The organism is Rudaeicoccus suwonensis (assembly GCF_007829035.1).
Classification (GTDB): Bacteria; Actinomycetota; Actinomycetes; order Actinomycetales; family Dermatophilaceae; genus Rudaeicoccus; species Rudaeicoccus suwonensis.
Window position 1 is genome coordinate 286757 of sequence record NZ_VIVQ01000001.1, and the last position, 25560, is coordinate 312316.

Genomic DNA, 25560 nt, shown 5'->3' on the forward strand with positions numbered 1-25560 from the left:
GTCATCGTGACCACATTGATGACAGCGGATGGCAACCCGCGCAGCACCAAACGTAGGAGTCAACGTCGGCCCGACACCTGGGCCGGAATCGGGATGTCATTCCCCGCGCTGTTGGGACTGGTCCTGTTCATCGCGATCCCGTTCGTCTACGCGATCATCTTCTCGTTGCAGAACATCCAGGTGTCGCAGGCGCATCCAGCGAAGTTCTGGGGCTTGACCGAGTACGTCCGGTTGTTCACCAATCCGATCGATTCAGGCCCATTCCTGAGGGCCATGCTGAATAACTTCGTCTTCGCGGCCGTTGTCATCCCGGTGCAGACCGGCTTGGCGCTGGCTCTCGCGGTCTTGCTCAACCGCAAGCTCAAGGGCGTGAAGATCTATCGCACGTTCTTCTTCATGCCGGTGGTCTTCCCGATGGCGCTCGTTGCGGTGATCTGGCGACTGATTCTCGATCGCAGTTCCCAGGGGCTGCTGAACTCCGCGCTCAACGCCGTGACCTTCGGGCACGTCCAGCCGCACGACTGGCTCGGTTCGTCCAGCACGGCGCTGGCGTCGGTCATTCTTCTGTCGATCTGGCAGGGCGTCGGATTCCAGATGATCATTGTCCTGGCCGGGCTGCAGGAGATCCCGCAGGAGCGCTATGAGGCGGCGTCCCTGGACCGGGCCGGTGCGTGGCAGCAGTTCATCCACATCACGGTTCCGGGGATCAGGAACACCCTCATCTTCGTGGTCCTGTTGACGACCATCTTGTCGTTCCGGGTCTATGACCAGGTGTACATCCTGATCAACACCGCAGGCGCCAACCAGAACGCCACCCAAACCATGCTGTTCCAGGCAACGAACGCAGTCTTCAACGAGAACGACCTGGGCCAGGCATCCGCGATCTCGGTGATCCTCTTCGTGATCGTGGTCATCATCACCGTCGTGCAGCGCGCAGTCCTGCGGCAAAGGAATGAGTCATGAGCACCCACGCAGCAACACGCACCGGCAAGAAGGCCCGCGACTACGTCTTGATGACCGCAGCCGCCATTGTGATGTTCGCGCCGATCTACTACCTGTTGATCGGCAGCCTCAAGCCTTCCAACAAGGTGCTCAACGGGTTCGCCGGATTCATCCCGACGGATCTGTCCTTCCACAACTACTCAGCCGTCTTCAGTGCCCTGGACTCCGGTGCCACGGGGTACTTCGGCCAGTTCTTCATCAACTCGTTCCTGATCTCGCTGGTCATCGTGCTCGGTGGCCTGCTGGTCAACTCGATGGCGGGGTACGCCTTCGCACGACTGGACTGGCGGGGACGCGACAAGTTGTTCCTCGTCGTAGTGTTGCTGTCGATCGTGCCGTTCGAGTCGGTGGCCGTGCCGCTCATGCAACTGATGTCGAGTTACCGGGACAGCCTCATCGGTCAGATGCTGCCGTTCATCGTCAACCCGTTCTCGGTCTACCTCTTCTATACGTTCTTCCTCGACATCCCCAAGAGCATGGAGGAGGCCGCCCGCCTGGATGGGCTGGGACCGGTCGGAACGTTCTTCCGGATCATCGTCCCCAACTCCAAGCCGGCATTCGCCACGGTCGCGATCCTCACCTTCCTGACGTCGTGGGGGCAGTTCCTGTGGCCGTCCCTGATGACCTCGAACCCGGCCGTCCGCCCACTCCCGCTGGAAATCGGTGTGTTCTCTGCCCAGACGCCACCGAACTGGGGTCAGATCTTCGCTTTCGGCACACTTCTCGTGCTCCCGGTGCTGGTGATGTTCCTGGTCTTTCAGCGCTGGTTCGTTCAGAGTGTCGCCGGATCGGCGATCAAAGGATGAGGACGGATCTCACGACTCCTGCCCAGAAGCCGTCGCGCCGGAAGGCAATCGCTGGTTGAGGCGTCACACGGTCGCGTCCGCCGAACGGTTGGTGCATCGATGACCGCGCATGACGACGTCGATCACGAGCAGCACCATCACGACCGCGAAAGCCGCTGTGCTGCCGTGTGAATCGAGGATCGGCAGCAGCAGGAACGGCAGCAATGCCGTGACCAGTCTGGACAGCGAGTATGCCGCGCCCGTGGTGGTTCCACGGATCGCTGTCGGATATGAATCCGCAAGGTAGACGTGGCACGCGTTGGAGAACAGAGTCGACGCGCAGCCGTAGAGAAACCCGGCGCGCACGATCGTGGTGGCGTTGTCGGTGAGTCCGAAGCACGGGCTGAGTCTGAAAGCGCCTGGTGTCAGGAGGTTTCAGCGTGACATCGGGATCCTGCAGGGTGTGCCCCTCGGCACGCGGCTGCTGTCCGAAGCGTGTCGTGATGGTGTCGGCCGCGGCATACCTGCCATGGGCTTCGCGCCAGCGGGGCGACTCCGACAACGCGCGTCGCACGAACCACACGACCAGCGAGCCGACTGATCTGATGAGGAACAGGGAGCGCCAGCCGTCGATGCCCGCCGGCTGCAGCGGATTCGGCTAGCGCGCGAGGAAGGCGCCGGGCGCTCGATTGGGCCGACAGCGTCGGCCCGTTCACCTGATGAACGTTGCTGCCTCAGCCGAGGTGCACCCGTGCGTTGCGGAACATCCGTAGCCACGGGCTTGCCTCCGAAGGCGCCCCGTCGGTCCACGACAGCTGGATGTTGCGCTGCACGCGTTCTGGGTGCGGCATCATCGCGGTGAATCGGCCGTCCGGCGTGGCCACCGCGGTCAGCCCGTCCGGTGAGCCGTTCGGGTTCGCCGGGTATGTCGCAGCCGGCGCACCGGTCGCATCGATGAAACGCATTGCCCGGTGGACGCTTTCGAGATCACCGCGCTCTGAGAAGTCGGCGCGGCCCTCGCCGTGCGCGACGGCGATCGGCAGACGGCTGCCCGACATACCGGTGAAGAAGATCGAGGGGGAGTCGAGGATCTCGACCTGGCTGAGGCGGGCTTCGTACTGCTCGGAAAGGTTGCGGGTGAACCGCGGCCACGCGTCTGCACCCGGAATCAGCTCGGCCAGGGCCGCGAACATCTGGCAGCCGTTGCAGATGCCCAGGCCGAAGGTGTCGGCACGCTGGAAGAACGTGCCGAAGACCTCGCGGAGCTGATCGTTGAACAGCACCGACCGGGCCCAACCCTCACCCGCGCCGAGGGTGTCGCCGTAGGAGAAGCCGCCGCAGGCGACCAACCCGACGACGTCGCTGAGGTCATGACGGCCGGCCTGCAGGTCGGTCATGTGCACGTCGAGCGCCTCGAATCCGGCGCGGTGGAACGCGAACGCCGTCTCGACGTGGGAGTTGACGCCCTGCTCGCGCAGGATTGCGACCCGCGGCTTGGTCGACAACGACAGGTATGGCGCCGCGATGTCGTGCGTGGGGTCGAAGGACGGCGCCACCACCAACGGAGCGTCGAAAACCCCTGCTGCTGAATGCTCTTCCTCGGCGCACTGGGGGTTGTCGCGCAGTGCGCTGATGCGGTGTGACACCTCGTCCCAGGCCAGCGCCAGGTCGCGCACCTGCTCGTGCAACAGGGTCTCGCCGCCGACCGTGACTGTGAGGTGCCCGTCCTGAGTGGGCCGGCCGATGAAGTGGCAGACCGCGCTCAGACCGGTGTCGGTGAGGATCCGCTCGACGGCGGCGTGCGCCGACGCTGGGATCTCGAGAACGGCGCCGAGTTCCTCGGCGAAGAGAGCCTCGGTCGAGGGGACGTCGATGCTCACGCCGCACCCGCTCGCGAATGCCATCTCGGCGACGGTCGCCCACAGGCCACCGTCCGAACGGTCGTGGTACGCGGTGAGCAGGCCGTCCTCCCGCAGCCGCCCCGTCAACTCGACGAGGCCCAGCAACAGCTGCGGATCGTCCAGATCCGTTGGTGCGCCTCCGAATTCGCCCTGCACCTGCGCCGCTATCGAGCCGCCGAGGCGATTCTTGCCCGCGCCAAGATCGACGAGCAGGAGTTCCGACTCGACACTGCCGTCCCTGGTCCCGTCGCCGCTGCCGCGCAGCTGAGGCGTGAGGGTGCCGCGCACATCCGGCAACGAAGCGAAGGCGGTGACAACCAATGAAACGGGTGAGCGAACCTCGCGCGCCTCGGCCGTGTCGTCATCCGTCCACCGCGTGCTCATCGACAAAGAGTCCTTGCCGACCGGCACGCTGATGCCCAGGGCCGGGCACAACTCCAGGCCGACCGCCCGCACGGTGTCGTAGAGCGCGGCGTCTTCGCCGGGGCGACCAGCGGCTGCCATCCAGTTGCAGGACAGCTTCACGCCGGTCAGCTCACTGAGTGGCGCAGCCAGCAGGTTGGTGATCGCTTCGCCGACCGCCATCCGGCCGGAGGCCGGGCCGTCGACGGCGCCGATCGGGGTGCGCTCACCCGACGCCATCGCCTGTCCGCCGAAGCCGGTCAGATCGGACAGCGTCACGGCCACATCTGCGACGGGCACCTGCCAGGGTCCGACCATCTGGTCGCGATGGGTGAGGCCACCGACCGTGCGATCCGCGATCGTCACCAGGAAGCGCTTGCTGGCCACGGTCGGGTGACGCAGCACGGCATACGCGAGGTCGCGAGCCGAGGCGTGGTCGATCGTGAACGGCGTTGTCGTGTGCTCGACCCGTGTCACGTCGCGGGTCATCCGCGGCGGCTTGCCCAGCAGCACCTGCATGGGCATGTCGATCGGTATGTCGCTGCTGCCGGGTTGCTCGACGCGCAGCACGCCGTCGTCCGATGCGGCGCCGATCACCGCATACGGGCAGCGCTCGCGCTGCGCCAAAGCGGCGAAATCCTCAAGCGAATCCGCAGCAATCGCAAGCACATAACGCTCTTGCGACTCGTTGCACCAGATCTCTCTGGGGGACAGGCCGCGCTCCTCGAGAGGCACCGCCGTCAGATCGAAGGTCGCGCCGAGCCCGGCGTCGTCGACGAGTTCGGGGAAGGCGTTGGACAGCCCGCCGGCGCCGACATCGTGGATCGCGAGGATCGGGTTGTCGGCACCGAGCGACCAGCAGTGGTTGATGACCTCCTGCGCACGACGCTCGATCTCGGGGTTGCCGCGCTGCACGGAGTCGAAGTCGAGTTCGGCCGCATTGTCGCCGGATGCCATCGACGATGCCGCGCCGCCGCCCATGCCGATGCGCATGCCCGGACCGCCGAGTTGCACCAGCAGTGATCCGCTGGGGAAGCGGACCTTCTGCGTCTGGTCGGCGCTGATCGAGCCGAGACCACCGGCGCTCATGATCGGCTTGTGATAGCCACGTCGGATGCCGTCCACGGTCTGCTCGTAGACGCGGAAGAAGCCGCCCAGCCCGGGGCGCCCGAACTCGTTGTTGAAGGCAGCCGCGCCGATGGGGCCGTCGACCATGATGTCCAGCGGCGTCGCGAGGTGAGCGGGCGCGCCATACGTCTCGTTCTCCCACGGCTCCTGGGTGCCGGGCAGGTGCAGGTTCGACACGACGAAACCGGTCAGTCCGGCCTTCGGCGCGGACCCGCGGCCGGTCGCACCCTCGTCGCGGATCTCGCCACCTGCCCCGGTCGCCGCGCCGGCGAACGGAGAGATGGCAGTCGGGTGGTTGTGCGTCTCGACCTTCATCAGCACGTGCACTTCATCGGTGCGTTCGACGTATCTGCTGGGTGCATCAGGGGATTCGGGCACCCACCGAGTGATGGTGCCGCCGCGCATGATCGAGGCGTTGTCCTTGTAGGCGACGATCGTGCCTTCGCCGGCGACTGCTTCGGTATGCCGGATCATGTCGAACAGCGACGACGTCTGCGGCTGATCGTCGATCACGAAGTCGGCATTGAAGATCTTGTGGCGGCAGTGCTCGGAGTTGGCCTGCGCGAACATCATCAGCTCGACGTCGCTGGGGTTGCGGTGCAGATCGGTGAACGACGTGACGAGATAGTCGATCTCGTCGGCGGACAGGGCCAGCCCCAGTTCGACGTTGGCGCGGTCCAATGCACCACGGCCGTCGCCCAGTACGTTAATGCGACGCAGCGGTTCGGCATCGGGTTCGTCGAACAACACCTCGGCGTCGGCGCGCGAGTGCAGCACCGTCTGCGTCATCCTGTCGTGCAGCAGGGCCGCCACAGCAGAGCGCTCATCGGGGCCGAGTTCGCCTGTCGACACAGCGAATTCGGTGACCCGCTCGATGCGATGCACCGCGAAGCCGCAGCTGTGCGCGATGTCGGTGGCCTTCGATGCCCATGGCGAGACAGTGCCGACGCGGGGGGTGACGACGAAGGTCTCGTCGACCTCGTCGCTCGCGCTGTATGACGGGCCGTAGGTCAGCAGCTCGCCCAGTCGCTGCTCGGTCGCCGGGTCCAGCGGCTGATCGGTGGCGACGAAGTGGATGAAGCGGGCACTGACCGCGCTGATCTGGGGTGCGACGGCGCGCAACCGCGCCAGCAGCGCAGCCGCGCGGAACGACGACAACGCCGTGCCGCCGTCGAAAGTGGTCAGCGCCAGGCCGTGGGTCGGCGTCATGGGGTGTGCGGCTCCTCAGCGAGGCGGTGGTGACGCTGTCAAGGGTATCGACACGACCGGCGTGGGTTTCAGCCCGCGTGGGACCGGCCTGTGCGGGCCGTGGAGCTGGATGCCGTCAGCGGGCTGCGCCATACACGTGGGTGAGCCGCAACAGCAGGGGGACACGCCGGTCGTCGACCATGGCCTGGCGGTATTCGGCCCAGTCGTCGTGTTCGCCGGCGATGTTCCGGTAGATGTCGACCAACTCGTCCGCGCTGGCGTCGTCGGGGCTGGTGCAGACCGGCAGGAGCGTGGCGTCCGCGTCGGCAGCGGCATACGACCACCCGGACGTGTCGCTGACGAGCACGGTGGCCCGCGGATCGCGGCGCAGGTTGGCGGTCTTGGCGCGGTCATCGGTGATCGAGACCCGGATCAGGTCGCGGTCACGGTCATAGCAGTAGCTGACATTCGACAGCTGCGGCCGGCCGTCGCGCCGGATGGTCGCGAGCACGGCGAGCTTGTTGTCGGAGATCAGGGCACGGAGCGCAGCTGAGGTCATCCCTTCATCATCCGCGCCATCCGGTGTGGTGGCCAGGAAGCGCCGGTCGAGCGGGTCAGTCGCGCACAGATCGGCGGCGGGAGCGCGGCTGGCAGTGCTTGCACCAGAACAGGTTGCGGCTCGCCAGTTCGGTCGTCGAGATGGGCGTCCCGCAGACCAGGCACGGCTGGCCGGCGCGACGGTAGACATAAACCTCGCCGCCGTGCTTGTCGACACGCGGGTCGCGGCCGGTGGCCTCCGGCGAGTGCTCGGGTCGCACGGTGTCGATGCGGCCGTCTCGCACGCCCAGCGGCATGAGCTCGACCAGGTCGTCCCACAGAGCGTCGAATTCGGCGTTGCGCAGGAACCTGCCGGCCATCATCGGGTCGATGTTGTGACGGAAGAGCGTCTCGGCGCGGTAGATGTTGCCGACGCCTGCGAAGATCTTCTGGTCCATCATCAGCACGCCGATCGGACTGGCAGACTTACGGATTCGCGCCCGGGCGACGTCGGGGTCGGCATCCGGTCGCAGCGGATCGGGGCCGAGCGAGGCGACCGTTCGCTCCTTGTCGGCCGGGCTGCTCAGCGCGCAGATCGTGGCGCCTCGCAACTCCATCGTGACGTCCGGGTCGAGTGCGCTCATCCGCCACCGGGCGTTCTCGGTGGCGGGGTCGGCCTCGGCGAAGAAGAAGAACTTGCCGATCAGTCCGAGGTGGATGTGCACCTGCTCGTCGAGGTCCTCGAAGCGGAGGTACATGTGCTTGCCGAAGGCCTCCGCGAGTTCGAACTCACGCCCGTCGACCACCGCGGCTGCGTCGAACCGGCCCTGCGGACTGGTCGAACGCACCTCGCGGCGGCCGAACTGGCGGTTGAGTTCTCCGGCGATGCGGTGGGTGACGTGTCCTTCCGGCATCCGTCCATCGTCCTACACCGCTCCGGCGCTCCGGATCGACCGTCGGGGTGCCGGTGTGGTTGCGGCGACGGTGGCGCGTAGCCCAGGGTATGACGCGCACGTCGCGATGCGAGCAGCGAACTCAGCTTCTGCGCCAGTGGCCAGAATCCGATGGTGGAGGTGAGGATTCGGCATCATCGACGGTGAACGGCCTTGCCTGTTTTCGCAATTCGCCACCGGGTCGCACTGCGGTCGGAGCTGCGAGGCGTATGGCGCGCCGCCTCACCTCGTCGACGTCGATGGGCGAATTGGAAGCGATCACAACGTAGTTGCCGAAACGGCGACCCTTCATCACGTCATTGGTGGCGAGCACGACCTGGTGTCGCCACTGTGCTGCGACTCCTGCCAGCACTCGCGCGACGTGGCGCCGGTTCGGCTCGTCAGCGAGGTTCAGCAGTGCCAGGCCACCTGGTTTCAGCACCCGCGCGAAGCCACCCAACGCTGCGTCGGTCACCAGGTCGGCCGGCACGCGGCCACCGTCATACGCGTCGAGGACGACGGCGTCGGCGGACGAATCCCGCAGCGCCGCGAGCCCGCTGGCACCGTCGACCGGCCGGATCCGGATGCGGTGACCACGAGGTAGCGGCAGTTGTCGGCGGACCTCCTCGGTCAGCGCGGCGTCCGGCTCGAGCACGATCTGCGGCGAGCCGGGGCGGGTGTGCTGGATGTAGCGGGCGAGGGTGAGACCGGCGCCGCCGATGTGGGTGACGCCGATCGGGCCGGGCGGCAGCAGGTCGATGCCGAGGGCGAGCTGGGCGACATACTCGAAGACGAGCAGGCCCGGGTCGGCTAGGTCGACGTGCGACTGCGGATGCCCGTCGCGCATGACCGTGACGCCGCCGCGTTCGTCGGTGACGAAGCCGAACTGTTCAGAATTACTCTCGGCATGCGGCACCCCGAGATCGTATGACGCAAGCGGCGGCGCGGGCGCCGCCCGGACAGATGGGAGCACATGTGGCGCAGCGCAAGATCGACCCACACACCGGGCGTGCAGCGGTGCAGGCGTGGATGGGCGATGAGACGGTCGACCGGCAGACGCTCGCGACCGCGGTGCGTTTCACCCTCCAGGAGCTGGCGCTGCAGGCTCCAGGGCGCAGCGTCGAGGTGAGAGTGCCGCCATACGGCGCGGTGCAGGTCATCGAGGGGCTGACACATCGACGCGGAACGCCACCGAACGTCGTGGAATTGCAGGCAGATTCATGGCTTCGTCTGGTGGTCGGTGATGCCACGTGGGGGCAGGCGGAGGCGGCGGGTTGGGTCTCGGCGTCGGGCTCGCGAGCCGACCTGTCGGCATACCTGCCGTTGATGCGGCGCGCATAGGCTGGCTGTCATGCGATTCGGGATCACGATTCTGCCGGAACACCGCTGGAGTGAGGCCGAGCCGAAGTGGCGGGCCGCGGAGGACATGGGTTTCGACCATGCGTGGACCTATGACCACCTGGTGTGGGCCGGACTGCCGGATGCGCCGTGGTTCGGCACCACCCCGACACTCACGGCTGCGGCGCTCGCGACGAAGACCATCCGGCTCGGGACGTTCGTGACGTCGCCGAATTTCCGTCACCCCGTGACCTTTTCGCGGGACGTGCTTGCGCTCGACGACATCTCCGGCGGGCGGTTCATGTGCGGGATGGGCACCGGGGGAGACCTGGATTCCAGACTGCTCGGCGAGGCGTTGACCCTGCGCGAACGCACCGACCGGTTCGCGGAGTTCGTGGTCTTGCTGGACCGGATGCTGACCTCGGATCACGTGAGCTTCGATGGGGCCTTCTTCGCCGCCGACGATGCGCGTTCGCTGCCGGGGTGTGTGCAGCAACCGCGGGTGCCCTTCCTGATCGCGGCCAACGGGCCAAAGTCGCTGCGGCTGGCTGCCGAGAACGGTCAGGGCTGGATCACCTACGGCAAGGCCGCCGACACCGATGAGCAGTGGTGGCAGGGGCTTTCGGAGTTGAGTGCCCGCCTCGACGACGCGTTGGCGGCTGCAGGACGCAGCGACGACGCGGCGTTCGAGCGTCACCTGAGCGTCGACGGCCGCCCGCAGTTCTCGCTGGAGAGTGTCGATCGGTTCGAAGATCTTGCTGGGCGCGCCGCGGAGGCAGGCTTCACCGACATGACGATCCACTGGCCGCGCCCAGACGCGCCGTATGCCGGATCGTTGCGCACCTTGGAAGCCGTTGCGGCACAGTCGCTTCCGCGGTTCCAGAGACAGTAATCCGTGCCGAGTCGTTACGCGCTCGCCGCGCGCGGTGACTGCCCCGAGTCCTTCCGGTGACCTTGCTCAATGATTCGCTGCGCGAGGCACTGAACGGCAGGGCACGGTTGCTCACCGTTGCGATGGATCCCAGTGGCGGAAGCCGGCCGATTGCGCTGTCTGCTCGTCCTTGAAGTACATCTCTGCTTCGACGTCACCGAATGACGGCGAATCCGGCCCGTGGAACAGCATCGTGTCGGCGTCGCCCTTGAACCAGCCTTCTGGTCCGGAGCCGTCGTCGGAGGGGAACGCCGAGGCCGGGCCGAAGGGGCCGTCACCCTCGTGGTCATCGGAAGCAACGTCATCGGAAGCGGCATCCTCGGATGCGGCCGTGGCAGTCGTGGTAGAGGTCGCGTCCTTGGCCGCAGCCTTCGGTGTGGCGGCAGGTGCGTCGAACTCTTCCAGCGGCAGCGGTGGGGCGTCCCAATCGTCGCGGTTTGAAGCGGCGGCGGCAGGCGCCGGCGCTGCCCCAGCTGTGGGCTCGACCGTGGGCGCTGCCTCCGGCTCCGACTCGGCGGCCGGTTCCGGCTCAACGGCGGTTCCAGCTGCCGGGGTGTCATCAAGAGCAGGCGGTGGGGTGTCCCAGTCGTCACCAGAAGCAGTTGCGGCGGGAGCGGGTGCAGGGTCGGTCGTGGCCGCGGGTGCTTCGTCGAGTGGGGGTGGTGGGGCGTCCCAGTCGTCACCAGAAGCAGGGGCGGCGGGAGCGGGTGCAGGGTCGGTCGTGGCCGCGGGTGCTTCGTCGAGTGGGGGTGGTGGGGCGTCCCAGTCGTCACCGGTGGCAGTGGCTGCCGGAGCCGACTCAGGTTCAACCGCGTCCGCCGGGGTGTCATCGAGTGCGGGTGGCGGGGAGTCCCAGTCGTCACCAGAAGCAGGGGCGGCGGGAGCGGGTGCAGGCTCGGTCGTGGCCGCGGGTGCTTCGTCGAGTGGGGGTGGTGGGGCGTCCCAGTCGTCGGCAGCCGCAGCAGCTGGTTCCTGAGCCGAAGCCGCAGATGCGGCCGGCTCGGCGATGTCAGCAGCAGGTCGCTCAGTGGACGGTTCGTCAGTGACCGGTCCGACCGGCTTCTTGTCGACCGGCTTCTCAATCGGTTTTTCGTCGACCGGCTCTGAAACGACGTCGGCTGCGGTCACCGACCCGCCCGCCAAGCGCCGCTTCTCGGCATCCGCGATTCCGTGGATGCCGACCGAACCGCCCCGGTTGGGGTCACGCAGCAACAACCATGCGGCAACACAGATCGCGGCAACGATGACGATCAATACCAGCCAGACCACTTCGACCATCCTCACCTGGGGGCTGTCACAGAACTGCCGCAACCCTAGCCAGTCGCCCGGCCGGGCCGCAGATCCGTCATACGTGACGTGGTCAAGTCTTCGTGAGGCACGCGTTACCGTTGTGGTGTGCCAGAAGAGCAGGTCCCGGCGTCCACCGCCCCTTCGCAGTCCCCGCAGCCCGAGACAAGCGACGGTCGTTCCGGTCACGACGGGTCGAGCGGTTCCGAGTCGCCCGCAACGGCTCAGCTGGTGATGACCCGTCGGCGCGTGCGCCGGACACCGAACTTCGGCATCTTCATGATCACCGGCGGATTCATCGGATTCCTCGCCGGCGCGATCATCGCATCTCGCGGAGAAGACGCGACCGGATACTCCGATCGGACAGGCATCGCGCTCATCGGCGTGCTGATGGCGGCCTTCGGCGTGCTGATCGCCACGATCGTCGCTCTCGTCATGGAGAAGCTGCTCAACCGGGACTGACCCCGCCGGCGCCGACGCCAACAGTGCCGAGGGTGGCGGTCGGGTGAGCACCGTCATACGTGCGTGTCACACTGGAGCACGTGGCTCGCGGTGACGGACGGCTGACGCACGACCTTTCCGACGACGACAAGGGCCCGCAAGACGCCTGCGGGGTCTTCGGTGTCTGGGCGCCTGGTGAGGAGGTCGCCAAGCTCACCTACTTCGGGCTCTACGCACTGCAGCACCGCGGCCAGGAGTCAGCGGGTATCGCCACCAGCGACGGTCAGAGCATCCTGGTCTACAAGGACATGGGCCTGGTGTCGCAGGTCTTCGACGAGTCGAGCCTGAGCTCGCTGCGCGGGCACCTGGCCATCGGTCACACGCGGTACTCCACCACCGGCGGCAGCACCTGGGAGAACGCCCAGCCGACCCTTGGCGGCAGCGATCGCGGCACGGTCGCGCTCGCTCACAACGGCAACCTGATCAACACGGCCGAGTTGCGCACCCTGGTCGACGAGCGTCTCGGTGGCCGCGCTGCCCGCGGTGAACTGGCCCGCGGCAACACCTCGGACACCGCTCTCGTCACGGCACTGCTGTCCGAGAACCCCGACCAGCCGCTGGAGGAGACCGCGCTCTCGGTCCTGCCGAAACTGCGCGGCGCATTCTGTTTCGTGTTCATGGACGAGCACACCCTGTATGCCGCCCGCGACCCGTATGGCGTGCGCCCGCTCGCGCTGGGCCGACTGGAGCGCGGCTGGGTCGTGGCCTCCGAAACCGCAGCGCTGCAGACGATCGGCGCCTCCGTCATACGTGAGGTCGAGCCCGGCGAGATGATCGCCATCGACGAATACGGTTTGCGCACACACCGATTCGCGCAGCCGCAGACCAAGGGCTGCGTGTTCGAGTACGTCTATCTCGCCAGGCCGGATGCGGTGATCAACGGTCGTGTGGTGCACGAGGCGCGCGTCGAGATGGGCCGGCAACTCGCGCGTGAGCACCCGATCGATGCCGACATGGTCATCGGTGTGCCGGAGTCGGGTGTGCCCGCGGCGACCGGCTATGCCCAGGAGTCGGGCATCCCGTTCGGCCAGGGATTCGTCAAGAACGCCTATGTCGGCCGCACCTTCATCCAGCCGAGTCAGACACTGCGCCAACTCGGCATCCGCCTCAAGCTGAACCCGCTCGAACACGTGATCAAGGGCAAGCGCCTGGTTGTGGTCGACGACTCGATCGTGCGCGGCAACACCCAGCGGGCGCAGATCCGGATGCTGCGCGAGGCCGGTGCTGCCGAGGTGCACGTGCGCATCTCGTCGCCGCCGGTGAAATGGCCGTGCTTCTACGGCATCGACTTCGCCACCCGCGCCGAACTCATCGCCAACGGTCTGGGTGTCGAGGAGATCCGCGCCTCCATCGGTGCCGACTCGCTGGGTTACATCTCCGACGAGGGCATGATCGCGGCGACCGAACAACCCGCGGCCCAGCTGTGCAGTGCCTGTTTCACCGGTGACTACCCGATCGCTCTGCCCGAGGACGGCCGCATCGGCAAGCACGTCCTTGAGACCCTGCCGATCGAGGTGCGCACCGGGCACGACAGCTCGATCGACCTCGATCCCGCCGACCGCCGCCAGGATGCCGACGGCGTCTCGCTCGGTGTCTCCGGTGGTGCTGAAAACGCCCTGCTCCAGCCGTGAAGGACACCATGACCGACAGTGCAGCCACCGAAACCACACCGATCACGTATGCCGGGTCCGGTGTCGACGTCGAGGCCGGCGACAAGGCTGTCGAATTGATGAAGGAGTCGGTGCGGCGCGCCCAGCGCCCGGAGGTGCTCGGTGGTCTCGGCGGATTCGCCGGACTGTTCGACGCGTCGCTGCTGGCACGTATGTCGCATCCGGTGCTCGCCACCTCCACCGACGGGGTCGGCACCAAGGTCGCGATCGCGCAGGCGATGGACAAGCACGACACGATCGGCTTCGACCTGGTCGGCATGGTCGTCGACGACATCGTGGTGTGCGGCGCGGAGCCGCTGTTCATGACCGACTACATCGCGACCGGCAAGGTGGTGCCGGAACGGATCGCGGCGATCGTGAGCGGCATCGCCGCCGCCTGCGCGCAGGCGAACGTTGCCTTGGTCGGCGGTGAAACCGCGGAGCACCCCGGACTGCTCGAAGCCGACGAGTATGACGTGGCCGGTGCCGCGACCGGGATCGTCGAGAAGACGGACCTGCTCACCCCGGACCTGGTCGAAACCGGTGACGTGGTGCTGGGTCTGGCCTCGTCGGGCCTGCACGCCAACGGTTTTTCGCTGGTGCGGCGCATCATCGGTGCCGCGGGTTGGTCGCTGGATCGCGATGTGCCCGAGTTCGGCCGGACCCTCGGCGAGGAGCTGCTCACGCCGACCCGCGTCTACGCCGCCGACCTGCTCGAGCTGCTGCAGACCGTGCCGGTGCACGCGTTGTCGCATGTCACCGGCGGAGGCCTCGCGGCCAATCTCGCGCGCGTGCTGCCAGCCGGTCGCACCGCCGTCGTCGACCGGTCGACGTGGCAGATGCCCGCGGTCTTCTCGGTGTTGCAGGAACTCGGGCGGGTGCCGCAGGCAGACCTCGAACGCACCCTCAACCTCGGCGTCGGCTTCTGCGCGGTGGTGCCGGCGGATGCCGTGGACACGGCACTGGAGACCCTGGAGGGGCTCGACATACCGACCTGGATCATGGGTCAGGTGCACGACACCGCCGACGTCGATGCGACGACCGCCGAGGTCGTCACCGGCGCGAAGGGTGTCGACGCGGGCGGAGCACAACTGGTGGGTTCATTCCAGCGCTGAGGCCGGCTGACGTGAGATGCCGAACGTGAGATGCCGCGACCAAAAGCACGCTGCCCTTCGCACCGATCCGGTGGGAAGAGCAGCGTGGATGCGGCCACGTCAGGTCGCGGGAGGCTGAGATTCAGCGGCGATGGGACGCCCAGTCGGCGTAGTCGCCGTAGTCGTCGTCTTCGCGCGCATCATCGGCACTGGGGTTGTCATCAACCCGATCCGAAGACTTCGAGGAGCGAAGTTCGCGCTCCAAGGCGTTGAGGTCTGTATCGGGAGAGAAATACTTCAACTCCCGGGCAACCTTGGTCTGCTTTGCTTTTGCCCGGCCGCGCCCCATGGCGAGACCCCCTCGTGTGTGTTGCCAGGGCGCCGGACGGAGCATGAAGCACCGTCGGGGACCCCGGGATCCTCGGTTTATGTCGTGGGCTAACGGTACCTCAGCCGGAGATGAATCCGAGCACCGACCGGGCGCCGCTGCCGAAAAGGTACACCGAAGACCGAGCAACTGCTCACAGGTCGGCGTCGTCGTCCTTCGCGCGGGTGCGGATCAGCGCCGTTACACCGCCGATGACGAGGATGGCCACGACCACCGCGACGATGATCAGGACCGGTTCGTTGTTGGTCTTGTTGGTGGGGGTCTGCATGGTCGGTGTGGGCGAGGAAGTCGAGGTGAATGACATGTTCAAGCTCGACGACGACGTGCTTGCCGGTGCTGAAGCCGACATGGACGCGCCCGCGCTCGACGTGCCTGCAGCCGCTGCGACGGTGAAACCGAAGGTGCCTGACACCGGGTGGCCGTCGGCGGAGGTGGCACGCCATACGACGGTGTAGTCGCCGCTGGCGAGGTTGCTCTTCAACGGCTGTGTGACCACGGCACCGGAGACCGTCGCCCGGCCGGTCTGGGCGACGGCGCCAGTGCTGCTGCGGACCTGCACCTGGGTGCCGGTGTCGACGACGGATTCGTTGAAGGTGAGCGTCACCGTGGCCGGTGCATGCGCCACCGTGGTGCCCGCGCCGGGAGTGGTCGACACGAGTTCGTCGTGGGCGGACGCGCTCGACGCGCCGGCCAGCCACAGGATCGGCAGGAGGAGAGCGGCACCGAGAACAGTCAGATGTCGTCGCATGCGGTCAATTGTGCGGGTTCACGTATGACGCGGACCCACCGGGAGCGGGAGCCGCGTCATACGTGACGGTCGGGTTTGTCAGTACAACTGCATGGGACCGTCAGTGCAGTTGCGCGGTGACCCCGCCGGAGAACATCGAGTCGTGCAGGGTGATCGAGGTCGCCTTGACCCCCACGGGCATGTCGAACGCGAGCACGCCGGAGACGGAGTTGCCGGGGTTGATGTTCTGGAAGAAGACATCATTGCCTTCGATGGAGAGATCGGCCGTCGAGTCGGCGTCGTACGACTTGCCGGATGCGTCCGAGACCGTCTGATCGGAGTCGGAGAAGGTCTGCGACTCGTCACCGATGTTCTTCACCGTGACGTAGATCAGCGTGTATGACCCCTGTGCCTTCTGCTCCAGGTATTCGCTGCCGACGCTCGTCTTGCCGGTGACCACCTTGGTGACGGTGAACTGGAACTTGCCGTCGCGCACGGCGGTGCCGATGCCGGGCTTGGCCTTCTTGGTGGCCGTGGGACTCGCAGCCTTCGAGGTCGTCGCGGTGGTGGGAGCACCGGACCCCGCCGGGGCGTCGGCGGTCGGCGGGGAGGCGGCGGTGTCGTCGCCGGACTTCTTGCTACCGCCGTTCGCGGCGCTGATGCCACCGACGATGACGACGAGCGCAATGAGGCCGGTGAGGATCTTGTGACGGGCGAACCAGTTGCGCTTCGGCGCGGGTGCCGGCGGCATCGGCGGGGCCTGATAGCCACCGGGCGGCGGCTGCTGCCCGGCCCAGTTCTGCGGATCCTGCGGCGGTTGTGGGGGAGTGCTCATGATGACGGGGTTCCTTCACTACGAGGTGGATTCGATGGTTCAAGTCCACCGCGGCACGTCCTGTTGCGACTTCCGCCGAAGCGCTCGTCCTGGCTCCCCCAGTCGGTGGAGCGGGCTCGTCCGATCGAGGGAGGCGGCGATGTGGGTGCTGCCACCTAGAGTGCGGCCATGAGCATCGGAACGCGGCACGTGTCGTGGAGCTGGCCGCGGGTGCGGCGCGCCTCGGTGACGACGCTGATCGTGTTCACCGCGATGTGCTCAGGTGTGTACGCGGTGGGCAACGCCCAGCACCGGTCCGACGGCCTCACCACCGAGCAGCAGGTGCACGCAGCGCCGCTGAACAACCTGAGCACGGTGTTCATGCTGGTGTCGCTGGGCTGCGCCATTGCGCTGATCTGGCGGCATCGATGGCCGGTGTGGGTCGGGTTCGCGGTCAGCGCGCTCACGATCGCGCTGCCGCTGGATGGGTTGACGCCGCTCTTTGCGCTGTATGCCGTGGTCGTCGGTGTCACCGGTCGTTGGATGTGGGCGAGTGTCGTGCTGGCGTCGGTCGCCGAGATCGTTTCTGTATGGCGCGACGGTGGCGGCACACGCGCGACCTCGTGGTGGCGCACCTTGTTCGGTATGTCGGACCGCGCGGGTTTCCCGTGGTGGCTGGTGCTGCTCGTGAGCGCGCTCGCAGTCGGAGTGACCTGCGGGCTCGCCGTGCTCGTGCGCAGCCGGCGTGCGCTGCGCAGCAGCCGAGCGAAGGAGACCCGCACCAAAACTCAGCTGCACCAGTTGGGGGAGGAGGTCGCTCGGCAGGCCGAGCGCGAGCGGATCGCCCGGGAGGTGCACGACGTGCTGGGGCATCGCCTGTCGCTGTTGGCAATCCATGCCGGTGCGCTCGAGGTGGCCTCACCGGACAACTCGGCGATCGCGCGTAGCGCCGCGCTGGTGCGTGAGGGCGCGCAGTCGTCGATGCAGGATCTGCGGTCGCTTCTATCGGTGCTGCGTCAGCCGGGTGATGCCGACGTCGCGGCAGCTGTGCCCGGATTGCGTGATCTGTCGTCGCTGATCGACGAATGCCTTGCAGCCGGCACGCCGGTCGCGTCGTCGATCTTCGTCGACCAGTCGGTCGCTCTCGATCAGCGCGTCGGGCACAGCGCCTACCGCATCACCCAGGAGTTGCTCACGAATGCGCGCCGCCACGCGCCCGGGCGACCGGTGCGGCTGCAGGTCGATGCACGACCCGAGGCGGGCGTGGAGGTCAGCACGGTCAACGCGTCGCCTCATCCGCACGACCGGCGGATCAACCCGGGCAACGGGTTGACCGGGCTGCACGAGCGCGTGCAACAGGCCGGTGGCCAGTCATGGGTGTGGGTCGACGACGACGGAAACTTCCGCACGCTCGTGCGGTTGCCATGGGTGTGGAACGGCGGGCAGAGCGATGAGTGACGTGACGGTGCAGGACCAGCAGGCCCAGCCGATGCGACCGACCCGGGTGCTGTTGGTCGACGATGACCCGTTGGTCTGCGCGGGCATCGAGATGATGCTGTCGGCCGCCACCGACATCCAGGTTGCCGGCGTCGTGCACGACGGCGACGAGGCCGTGACGGCTGCGCAACGGCACTTCCCCGACGTGGTGCTGCTCGATGTGCGGATGCAGCGGATGGACGGGATCACCGCCACGGCAGCGTTGCGGTCGCTGCCGAATCCGCCGAGGGTGATCGTGCTGACGACCTGGGATGCCGACGACGTGGTCATGCGCGCGATCGATGCGGGTGCAGCGGGCTTCCTGCTGAAGACCGCCGCCCCTCGCGAACTCATGGATGCCGTGCGCAATGTGGGCGCCGGCGACGGTGCCCTTTCCCCACAGAGCGTGCGAGCCGTGTTCGAACACCTGAACTCCCGCAACGGCGGCGACTGGCAGGCGGCTCGTGTGGCGGCAGAGCAACTGACCATTCGCGAACTCGAAGTCGTACGGGCCGTCGTCGAGGGGTTGAGCAACGCCGAGATCGGCAGGCGGCTGTATGTCGGTGAGGCCACCGTCAAGACCCACCTCGCCTCGGCTCAGCAGAAGCTCGGAGCAACCAATCGGGTGAGCGTCGCCGTGGCGGCAGTGCGCGCCGGTATCGCCTGACGGCGTCCGACCCGCTGGCTGGGTCGTGGCGGTGTGACCACGGTGGCGTGCCGGGGACCGCAAAAGGCCCGCCTGCGAGGAGGCGAGCCTTCGGCATACGTGCTCGGTGGCCAGAGACGGGGTCGAACCGCCGACCTAACGATTTTCAGTCGTTCGCTCTACCAACTGAGCTATCTGGCCCTTCGGAAAGGGATGGCGACCCCGACGGGACTCGAACCCGCGACCTCCGCCGTGACAGGGCGGCGCGCTAACCAACTGCGCTACGGGGCCTTGCGGCCATGAAACATCATCGCAAATGCGATGCGCGTATCCCCAACGGGATTCGAACCCGTGCTGCCGCCGTGAAAGGGCGGTGTCCTAGGCCGCTAGACGATGGGGACCTCGTTCTCGCAACCAGTCCTCAGCATCAGCCGCCTCGGCTGGTGTCGAGGACGTCATGACTATAGGGGGTCGGACTGGCATCCACCAAAACGAGGTCAACCGGCTGCCCAGTCGAGCAGTTCGGGGAGGGGCCACGTGTTGACGATGCGGTGCCTGGGGACCCCCAGCCGTGCCGCGCGCTCGCAGCCGTACTCGATGAAATCCAGTTGGCCGGGCGCGTGCGCGTCGCTGTCGATCGAGAACAGGCAGCCCGCCTCGATGGCCATGCGCACGAGGTCGTCGGGTGGATCGCAGCGCTCTGGTCGGGAGTTGATTTCGACCGCGACGCCCTCCTCGGCGCACGCCGCGAAGACCCCTGCCGCATCGAAGGACGACTGCGCCCGTTTGCCGCGGTCACCGTCGACGAGGCGGCCGGTGCAGTGCCCGAGGATGTTCGACCGCGGATGGCGCACCGCGGCGATCATGCGGCGGGTCATCGCCGGAGCGCTCATCTTCAGCTTGGAGTGGACCGACACCACCCGCAGATCCAGCTTCGCCAGCATCGCGTCGCTCTGGTCGAGTTCGCCGTCATCCAGGATGTCGACCTCGATGCCCTTGAGGAGGGTGAAGTCGGTTGCGCCGTCGGCGAGTTGTTGGTTGATGCGGTCGATGAGCGCGAGTTGTGTTCGCAGACGCTCGGCAGTCAGCCCGTTGGCGACCTTCAGTCGCGGCGAGTGGTCTGTCAACACGAGGTACTCATGGCCGAGTTCCATTGCCGTTGCGACCATTTCGGGAATCGGTGATCCGCCGTCACTCCAGTCCGAGTGGCAGTGGCAGTCACCGCGTAAGGCCGCGCGGACGTCCTCGCCACCTTCGATCAGGCGTCGGGGTGACGTGGCCTCGAGGTCGATCAGATACTGCGGACGGGTGCCGTGCAGGCACGCAGCGATGACGGCTTCGGTGGCCTTGCCGATACCAGGAAGATCGGCCAAAGTGCCCTCGGCAGAGCGTCTTTCGAGTTCCGCGCGGGGCGTCTTGATGACGGTGTCACAGGCGTGTCTGAAGGCCTGGACGCGGTAGGTGCCGGCCCGAGACCGCTCAAGTAGGAACGCGATGCGCCGCAATGCGTCGACAGGTTCCATCGCGTCGTCGTTCAGTTGGTCGGGCATGCCTCCGTCAGCACGCCCGTTCGCACTGCCGTTGCCGTCGTTTTTCGTGTCGATCTTCGAGTCGTCGCCCACGGTGCCATACGCGGTCGCATTTGCGTCGTCGCGCCCGGTCTTCGTCATACACCTCAGCTTGGCATGGGGTCTCCGGTTAGGGTTCCTGATCGTGCGAGCTTCGGTGCTGATCGCGCTGGTGGTGGCCGGCGCTGCGTGGGCGTGGTGGGCCCGTCGGCGTATGCAGAAGCGTCAGTTGGCATGGCTGGTGCGCGCTGCCGGGGCGAGTGCGCGACGTGGGGCGATCATCACGGCGATGTCGCAGTCTCTGGCGGCGTTTGTCGCTGTCGTGGTGCTCGCCTTCTCGGTGTGGGTCGAGGAGGCACACCGGGTGTTCTGGTTGCGAATGCCGTTGGCAGTGCTCGTGATTGCGATCTACGTGCCGTATGCCGCAGTCCTTGCGCCGGTGCGTGTCAACGTCAAGAACCTGCGCCGCACCCCGCAACGCCGGATGGTCGAGTCCGGCGCGCGCCCGGATGTGGCCGACGCCATTGCGCGAGCCGGCCGGCCATTCGCATTGATCGGGTCGCTGATCTTCCTTGCGGCAGTCACCGTGCTGGTCTGGCACCACCTGCGCAACTGACATTCCCTGCCATCATGCGTGCGTGGTGTCCACCGGCGCCACACCGAGGCACCTGGATCCGCCGGCGCCACCTGCGCAACTGGCATCCACCGGGATCACGCGCCCGTGGTGTCCGCCGGCATCGCTGGTGTCCGCTGGCATCGCTGGCGCACCTGGGATGCGCTGGCTGTTGTTGTGTCTTTCACATGGCGGAGGTGTCCTCAACTGACCGCAGTCGTCATCTCGGTCGTTAGCGGCACGCTTCCGCCGATGACCGTCGTCTTGTCGGCCGGCTTGGTTACGTAGGTGCGCAATCCCGGGCTGGTCCAGGTGCACACACCATCGGCGGTCATCGTCACCTGCCAGGCGGTTTCGTGCTTGGCCCGATGGTGATGCCGGCACAGACTCTGCAGGTTCGCCGGACTCGTCGGGCCTGCCGGCCACGGGATGACGTGGTCGGCATCGCAGTACTTCGCCAGCTGCACACAGCCGGGGAACCTGCAGTGCTCGTCACGCTCCCGCACGAAGCGTGCGATGGCAGCTGTCGGCCGGTACGTTTTCGACGTCGACTCCACCAGCGCGCCGCTGTCGACGTCGACCAGTCGTCGGGCCACGTTCGTGCCGACGAAGTTCGCAATGTGCACCACGTGGTCCGCCGAGATCACGCCGATGCCAGGTAAGACAACGTCAGTGAAAGCAACGTCTGTAGGGTTCGCGCTTGTTGGGGTGTGATCGTCACGGACCGCCCAATCACAGTGCTGGATCTTTGCTTTCATCTCGAGCAGCTCAGCCAGCGCGCGATCCCAGTCGGGTTCACCATCCCAGTCGCAGTCACGGTCGTCGTGCTCGTAGGCGTCGTCCCAGTCGTCGTCCCGGTCGTCCGGTGGGTGGTCGTCATACCTCAGCCAATGCGCCCGGCCGGCGGCGACCTCGGCATACGGGTCGGGGAACAGTTCGTCGTGCAGCGCCGCCACCCGGGCCAGCGAATCAGCATTGTCTGGTTGGTCGAGGTTGTCTGGTTGGTCGACGTTGATTGGTTGGTCAACGTTGTCTGGTTGGTCAACGTTGATTGGTCGGTCGACGGGCACGTCAGGCAACACTCCGGTGGGCGGGCTGGCTGGGCGGTCGCCAGGCGGCGATGCTGTGCGGTCGACAGGGAGCTGGAAGACGACTGTGCTCCGGAGCTCGACGTTCTGCAGCACAAGGTCACTCAGGGCGTCGGCACGGCACTCGCCGAGCGTCTTGTCGGTGGTGGTGTCCCGGTGCAGCTGTCGTGCCAGTTCTTCGACCGAGGCCATGATCGCCGCGGCCTTGTCAGCAGGCAGTAGGCATGTCATCTCGCACAGGCCGGGAATCGAACTCGCCCGAGTGAAGACGCCGATCTCTTCGCGTCTGCGTTTTCGCGTCGCTGATTCGGCTGCGACCGGGTCTAGTTTCGCCAGCAGACGCGCGACCCGCCGGGCGATCTGCGTCGTCGTCATACCGCCGATTCCGCGGTCGAGCAGGTCGGACTCGACGGCGGCGCACACATCATCCGGAGCGAACTGCAGGCCGCTCAGCACCTTCGCCATCTTGGCGTGCTCAAGTCGGCCGTTGCCGACCTCGCGGAGGAGGCGTGGCGTCAAGGTCGCCGCGTCGACGGAATCCTGCAACCGGACATCGACCTGGCGAGGGCTCCAGCCGAGCAGTGGGCCGAGCTCGGTGGCGATCCAGTCGTCGGCCCAACCCAAGGGATGACGCACCTCGCGCCATGCACCGGTGTCTTTGTCTCGCGCCGATTCGATGGTGGCGACCTGCGCGATGCGCAACGATTGGGTGCCCTGCGCTGAATTGACGACCGACTGCAGCGTTTCGATCTGAGTCAGCAGAGCCTGCGATGACAGAGAACCGGAGTCCTCGCCGGCGACGTCGAAGGCGGTGATCAGCAATTCCCTGGCAGCCGCGATCAACTCACCCGACGTCGCAGCAGCGATCGCATCGGTGTTGAGTAGCAGAACGTCCTGAGCCATGATTAATCGTACATATGTTCGAACAAAGATGCAAGCTCGTTCTTCAACTCATGGCCATGCCTCAAGACATCGGCGACTGTTCGCCATCGGACTGTCACGTCTGACGACGTCGGTGACGATGGATCCGTCGAGCACTATCGATGGTGCCTCTGTCCGCATGAGAGTCCGCCGATCGAGCGCTTGTTGAAGGCGAAAGCTGCCGACCAGGCAACAGGCTGGCAATGACCAGGCGGTGATGTCCGCAAACCTCAATTGGTGAGATTGAGGTGCTTCGGTGCTACCTGCGTGAATGGATCGCCGGAGGACGCAACCAACGTGACTGTGTAGTCGCCCGTGGGAAGCGGGGGCATCCCGCCATTGCCAATGCACGTGGGCGTGGTCTGGGTCGGCTGTTCGGTCATGGTGCAGGTGCTGTACGTCGTCGACACCGGCACCTGCAGCGTCGTGATACCGGTTGCCAGTATCGGCTGCAGTTCGCAGTCGTCAGGAAAGGCCGGAGTGATCGTCAGATGTGATCCGTTCAGCGCGGTCTGGACGTTGATGGCGCAACCTTGACCCGGCGGGCCGTCGCTGAAGGCGATTGTGTGGCCGGACGAGTTCTTGATGGCGAGCGTCGCCGACACAGTCTGGCCGGCTTTCATCACCGAGCGACCAAAAGTGAAGCAATACGACAGGCTGTCGACGCCCGAGGGACCCATCGGTTTCGACCACTGGCATGGGGCCACCGTCGCGGAACTGTTCGGCATAGAAGCACCACAACCTCCGACGCAGAGCACTAGTGCGCCGATGAGGCCAGCCGTCCTCAGCGGTGCGTTGCACCGGACCATCGCATCACCTCGTTCGAACCGCGCCCGCAAGCCTCTGAACGACAAGACGTTTTCAAGGTAGCCCGAGGATTGCTCAGAACGAAGGCCCAGCGATTGTTTGCTGCGATTGCCAGCAGTCTCAGCGCGTGGCTGTGCCACTGATCAACTGCGCGAAACGCTGCAGGTCGACATTGCCCCCGGAGATGATCACGCCGACCCGTGCACCTTGCAGTTGCGGCGCGAGTGAGCGCGCTGCGGCATACCCGAGCACGCCGGTCGGCTCGACGATGAGCTTGCAGGTCTGCGCGAGAGACGCCATACCGGCGATCAATTCGTCGTCGGAGACTAGGACGATGTCCTCGACGAGTTCTCGGATCACCGGGAACGTATGACGCCCCAGCGCGGTCGTCTGAGCGCCGTCGGCAATGGTCCGCGGGACCGGAATGCGCACGATCTCGCCGCTGTCGAAGGACCGCTTGCCATCGTCGCCGGCGGCTGGCTCGGCGCCGAAAACCCTTATCGTAGAACGGATTCCGTGAGCCGTGATGGCCGATCCGCTGAGCAACCCGCCACCGCCGAGCGGCGCGATCACGACATCCAGATCTGGCACGTCCTCGAGCAGTTCGAGGGCTGCGGTCCCCTGCCCGGCGATGATCGCCGGGTCGTCGAAGGGCGGCACCAGTGCACACCCGTCGCGGTCGGCCAACTCGCGGGCAATGGCCTCTCTGTCCTCGGTGTGCCGGTCGTAGGTAACGACGTCTGCGCCATACCCACGCGTGGCGGTGAGCTTCAGCTGTGGCGCATCGGTGGGCATGACGATCGTCGCCCGGATGCCGAGCAGGCTGGCTGCCAATGCGACCGCCTGCGCATGGTTGCCCGACGAAAAAGCAACGACGCCAGCATCTTTCGCGGAGTCACTGAGCTGACTCAATGCGTTGTACGCACCACGGAATTTGAAGGCGCCCATCCGCTGCAGGTTCTCGCACTTCAGGTGCAACGAGACCCCGAGCTCGGCGTCGATCCGCCGCGAGGTGACCACCGGCGTTCGGTGTGCGACGCCCGAAATGCGATCCGCGGCCCGCTGTATGTCCGACAGCTGCACCATGTCCGGCAGCCGCAACGTCAGTCGGTCGCCTTCTCGGTGGAGTCCGCAGCCTCGGCGGGGGCGTCGGCGGCCTTCTCATCGGCCTTCTTCACGGCGGCGGACTCGCCAGCCGTCTCGTGATCCTTCGCCTGAGCGCCCGAGTCGCCAGCCGTGGAATCGGCAACCGACGCAAGCTTGTTCACTGCCTTCGGCGCCACGCGGGCCGCCTGCTCCTTGCCCTTGTCAGCGAGCTTGGCGGCCTTCTTGCCTGTCGCGTCCTGCACGGTCTTGACCGCGAAGATGATGCCGGCGACGCCGACCGCCATGACCAGGCGAGGGTGCTTCACGCCGCGCTTGACCAGGACGCTCTCGACCTTCGAGTCGACTTTCAGCCCGATGCCGGACGTGACGAGCATGAGGCCGCCGGTGACGGCGCCGATGGCCGAACCTGCCTCGATCGCGGTGCCCAGCGAGTCGCCCTCGGGCACGCCGTCCTTGTGCTTGAAGTTCAGGTATGCCGAGCCGGCCGTCCCCGCGGTGTTGGCCAGGCTGAGACCCCTGCGCAGCAGCCGCGGGAATCGGGCCGGGCGGATCAGGGTCACGACCCCCGCGATTCCGGCAGAGGCGAGGTTCTGGGCGACGGGGGACTGCAAGGCGGAGGGCTTGGAAGTCGGCATACCGACACTCTAAAGCCCGCACCGGAACGCTCGAGGACCGAACTGGCGCTGCGTCAGGCGCGACGGCTGGACGGCACCGGAACCCACGCGGACCC

General features: G+C 66.6%; 24 protein-coding genes and 3 tRNA genes. 10 read left to right on the forward strand and 17 right to left on the reverse strand.

What is annotated here, in order from left to right; all coding sequences use genetic code 11:
- The first annotated feature begins 6 nt into the window (after positions 1–6).
- Positions 7–963 carry a carbohydrate ABC transporter permease gene (locus tag BKA23_RS01385; protein WP_246104395.1) on the forward strand — a complete coding sequence of 319 codons (957 nt, stop codon included), beginning with the start codon at positions 7–9 and terminating at the stop codon, positions 961–963.
- On the forward strand, positions 960–1808 hold the full coding sequence (locus BKA23_RS01390) for a carbohydrate ABC transporter permease (RefSeq protein ID WP_145224827.1): 849 nt from the start codon (positions 960–962) through the stop codon (positions 1806–1808). The genes BKA23_RS01385 and BKA23_RS01390 overlap by 4 nt, the downstream gene beginning before the upstream one ends.
- 63 nt (positions 1809–1871) lie before the next feature.
- Here BKA23_RS01390 and BKA23_RS01395 read toward each other — a convergent pair whose 3' ends face one another.
- The 5 genes from BKA23_RS01395 to BKA23_RS01415 form a co-directional block, all read right to left on the reverse strand.
- Positions 1872–2153 carry an MFS transporter gene (locus BKA23_RS01395; RefSeq protein WP_145224828.1) on the reverse strand — a complete coding sequence of 94 codons (282 nt, stop codon included), beginning with the start codon at positions 2151–2153 and terminating at the stop codon, positions 1872–1874.
- Between the two features lie 368 nt (positions 2154–2521).
- Positions 2522–6427, reverse strand: coding sequence for a phosphoribosylformylglycinamidine synthase (gene purL, locus BKA23_RS01400; RefSeq protein ID WP_145224829.1), 3906 nt, complete (start codon positions 6425–6427; stop codon positions 2522–2524).
- A 115-nt stretch (positions 6428–6542) separates the two neighbouring features.
- The gene (locus tag BKA23_RS01405; RefSeq protein WP_145224831.1) at positions 6543–6965 is read right to left on the reverse strand and encodes a PPOX class F420-dependent oxidoreductase; all 423 of its coding nucleotides are present in this window, start codon (positions 6963–6965) and stop codon (positions 6543–6545) included.
- 55 nt (positions 6966–7020) lie between these two features.
- Positions 7021–7857 (reverse strand): Fpg/Nei family DNA glycosylase, encoded by an 837-nt coding sequence (locus tag BKA23_RS01410; RefSeq protein WP_145224833.1) that lies wholly within the window; start codon positions 7855–7857, stop codon positions 7021–7023.
- A gap of 121 nt (positions 7858–7978) precedes the next feature.
- Complete coding sequence (locus tag BKA23_RS01415) at positions 7979–8791, reverse strand: spermidine synthase (RefSeq protein WP_246104396.1); 813 nt, start codon at positions 8789–8791, stop codon at positions 7979–7981.
- Positions 8792–8850: 59 nt separating this feature from the next.
- Between BKA23_RS01415 and BKA23_RS01420 the strand changes: the two genes are divergently transcribed.
- Together BKA23_RS01420 and BKA23_RS01425 are read left to right on the forward strand one after the other, a co-directional pair.
- Entirely contained in the window at positions 8851–9216 is a 366-nt protein-coding gene (locus tag BKA23_RS01420; RefSeq protein WP_246104397.1) for a sterol carrier family protein, read from the forward strand.
- A 10-nt stretch (positions 9217–9226) separates the two neighbouring features.
- The gene (locus BKA23_RS01425) at positions 9227–10105 is read left to right on the forward strand and encodes an LLM class flavin-dependent oxidoreductase (RefSeq protein WP_145224835.1); all 879 of its coding nucleotides are present in this window, start codon (positions 9227–9229) and stop codon (positions 10103–10105) included.
- Positions 10106–10216: 111 nt separating this feature from the next.
- On the opposite strand, the gene BKA23_RS01430 is transcribed toward BKA23_RS01425, so the two are convergent.
- Positions 10217–11413 carry a sunset domain-containing protein gene (locus BKA23_RS01430; protein ID WP_145224837.1) on the reverse strand — a complete coding sequence of 399 codons (1197 nt, stop codon included), beginning with the start codon at positions 11411–11413 and terminating at the stop codon, positions 10217–10219.
- A gap of 126 nt (positions 11414–11539) precedes the next feature.
- Here BKA23_RS01430 and BKA23_RS01435 point away from each other — a divergent pair, with 126 nt between their 5' ends.
- The 3 genes from BKA23_RS01435 (at position 11540) to purM (ending at position 14696) form a co-directional block, all read left to right on the forward strand.
- Positions 11540–11893 (forward strand): hypothetical protein, encoded by a 354-nt coding sequence (locus tag BKA23_RS01435; RefSeq protein ID WP_145224839.1) that lies wholly within the window; start codon positions 11540–11542, stop codon positions 11891–11893.
- An 80-nt stretch (positions 11894–11973) separates the two neighbouring features.
- Entirely contained in the window at positions 11974–13563 is a 1590-nt protein-coding gene (gene purF, locus BKA23_RS01440) for an amidophosphoribosyltransferase (protein WP_145224841.1), read from the forward strand.
- Positions 13564–13571: 8 nt separating this feature from the next.
- Positions 13572–14696: a phosphoribosylformylglycinamidine cyclo-ligase gene (gene purM, locus BKA23_RS01445; RefSeq protein WP_145224843.1), complete on the forward strand. Its 1125-nt coding sequence runs from the start codon at positions 13572–13574 to the stop codon at positions 14694–14696.
- A 121-nt stretch (positions 14697–14817) separates the two neighbouring features.
- On the opposite strand, the gene BKA23_RS01450 is transcribed toward purM, so the two are convergent.
- From BKA23_RS01450 to BKA23_RS01460, 3 genes are all read right to left on the reverse strand, one after another.
- Positions 14818–15024 carry a DUF3073 domain-containing protein gene (locus tag BKA23_RS01450; RefSeq protein ID WP_145224845.1) on the reverse strand — a complete coding sequence of 69 codons (207 nt, stop codon included), beginning with the start codon at positions 15022–15024 and terminating at the stop codon, positions 14818–14820.
- A 172-nt stretch (positions 15025–15196) separates the two neighbouring features.
- Positions 15197–15811, reverse strand: coding sequence for a copper resistance CopC family protein (locus BKA23_RS01455; protein WP_145224847.1), 615 nt, complete (start codon positions 15809–15811; stop codon positions 15197–15199).
- A gap of 100 nt (positions 15812–15911) precedes the next feature.
- Positions 15912–16625: a DUF4352 domain-containing protein gene (locus tag BKA23_RS01460; protein ID WP_145224849.1), complete on the reverse strand. Its 714-nt coding sequence runs from the start codon at positions 16623–16625 to the stop codon at positions 15912–15914.
- A 168-nt stretch (positions 16626–16793) separates the two neighbouring features.
- Here BKA23_RS01460 and BKA23_RS01465 point away from each other — a divergent pair, with 168 nt between their 5' ends.
- Both BKA23_RS01465 and BKA23_RS01470 read left to right on the forward strand, forming a co-directional pair.
- Positions 16794–18062, forward strand: a complete 1269-nt coding sequence (locus tag BKA23_RS01465; protein ID WP_145224851.1) for a sensor histidine kinase — start codon at positions 16794–16796, stop codon at positions 18060–18062.
- Positions 18055–18747: a response regulator transcription factor gene (locus BKA23_RS01470; protein WP_246104398.1), complete on the forward strand. Its 693-nt coding sequence runs from the start codon at positions 18055–18057 to the stop codon at positions 18745–18747. The genes BKA23_RS01465 and BKA23_RS01470 overlap by 8 nt, the downstream gene beginning before the upstream one ends.
- 107 nt (positions 18748–18854) lie before the next feature.
- Here BKA23_RS01470 and BKA23_RS01475 read toward each other — a convergent pair.
- From BKA23_RS01475 to BKA23_RS01490, 4 genes are all read right to left on the reverse strand, one after another.
- Positions 18855–18927 (reverse strand) — tRNA-Phe (locus BKA23_RS01475).
- A 13-nt stretch (positions 18928–18940) separates the two neighbouring features.
- Positions 18941–19017, reverse strand: a tRNA-Asp gene (locus tag BKA23_RS01480).
- Positions 19018–19054: 37 nt separating this feature from the next.
- A tRNA-Glu gene (locus BKA23_RS01485) sits at positions 19055–19127 on the reverse strand.
- Between the two features lie 96 nt (positions 19128–19223).
- Positions 19224–20249, reverse strand: a complete 1026-nt coding sequence (locus BKA23_RS01490) for a PHP domain-containing protein (protein WP_145228070.1) — start codon at positions 20247–20249, stop codon at positions 19224–19226.
- A 190-nt stretch (positions 20250–20439) separates the two neighbouring features.
- On the opposite strand from BKA23_RS01490, the gene BKA23_RS01495 reads away from it, so the two are divergent.
- Complete coding sequence (locus tag BKA23_RS01495) at positions 20440–20910, forward strand: hypothetical protein (RefSeq protein WP_145224853.1); 471 nt, start codon at positions 20440–20442, stop codon at positions 20908–20910.
- Positions 20911–21110: 200 nt separating this feature from the next.
- Here BKA23_RS01495 and BKA23_RS01500 read toward each other — a convergent pair whose 3' ends face one another.
- From BKA23_RS01500 to BKA23_RS01515, 4 genes are all read right to left on the reverse strand, one after another.
- Positions 21111–22898 (reverse strand): HNH endonuclease signature motif containing protein, encoded by a 1788-nt coding sequence (locus BKA23_RS01500; protein ID WP_211841558.1) that lies wholly within the window; start codon positions 22896–22898, stop codon positions 21111–21113.
- A gap of 248 nt (positions 22899–23146) precedes the next feature.
- A complete protein-coding gene (locus BKA23_RS17755; RefSeq protein WP_211841559.1) occupies positions 23147–23596 on the reverse strand; it encodes a hypothetical protein in 450 nt (149 codons plus the stop codon).
- A 247-nt stretch (positions 23597–23843) separates the two neighbouring features.
- Positions 23844–24809, reverse strand: a complete 966-nt coding sequence (locus tag BKA23_RS01510; protein ID WP_145224857.1) for a threo-3-hydroxy-L-aspartate ammonia-lyase — start codon at positions 24807–24809, stop codon at positions 23844–23846.
- A gap of 17 nt (positions 24810–24826) precedes the next feature.
- Positions 24827–25465: a hypothetical protein gene (locus tag BKA23_RS01515; protein ID WP_145224859.1), complete on the reverse strand. Its 639-nt coding sequence runs from the start codon at positions 25463–25465 to the stop codon at positions 24827–24829.
- Positions 25466–25560 lie beyond the last annotated feature (95 nt).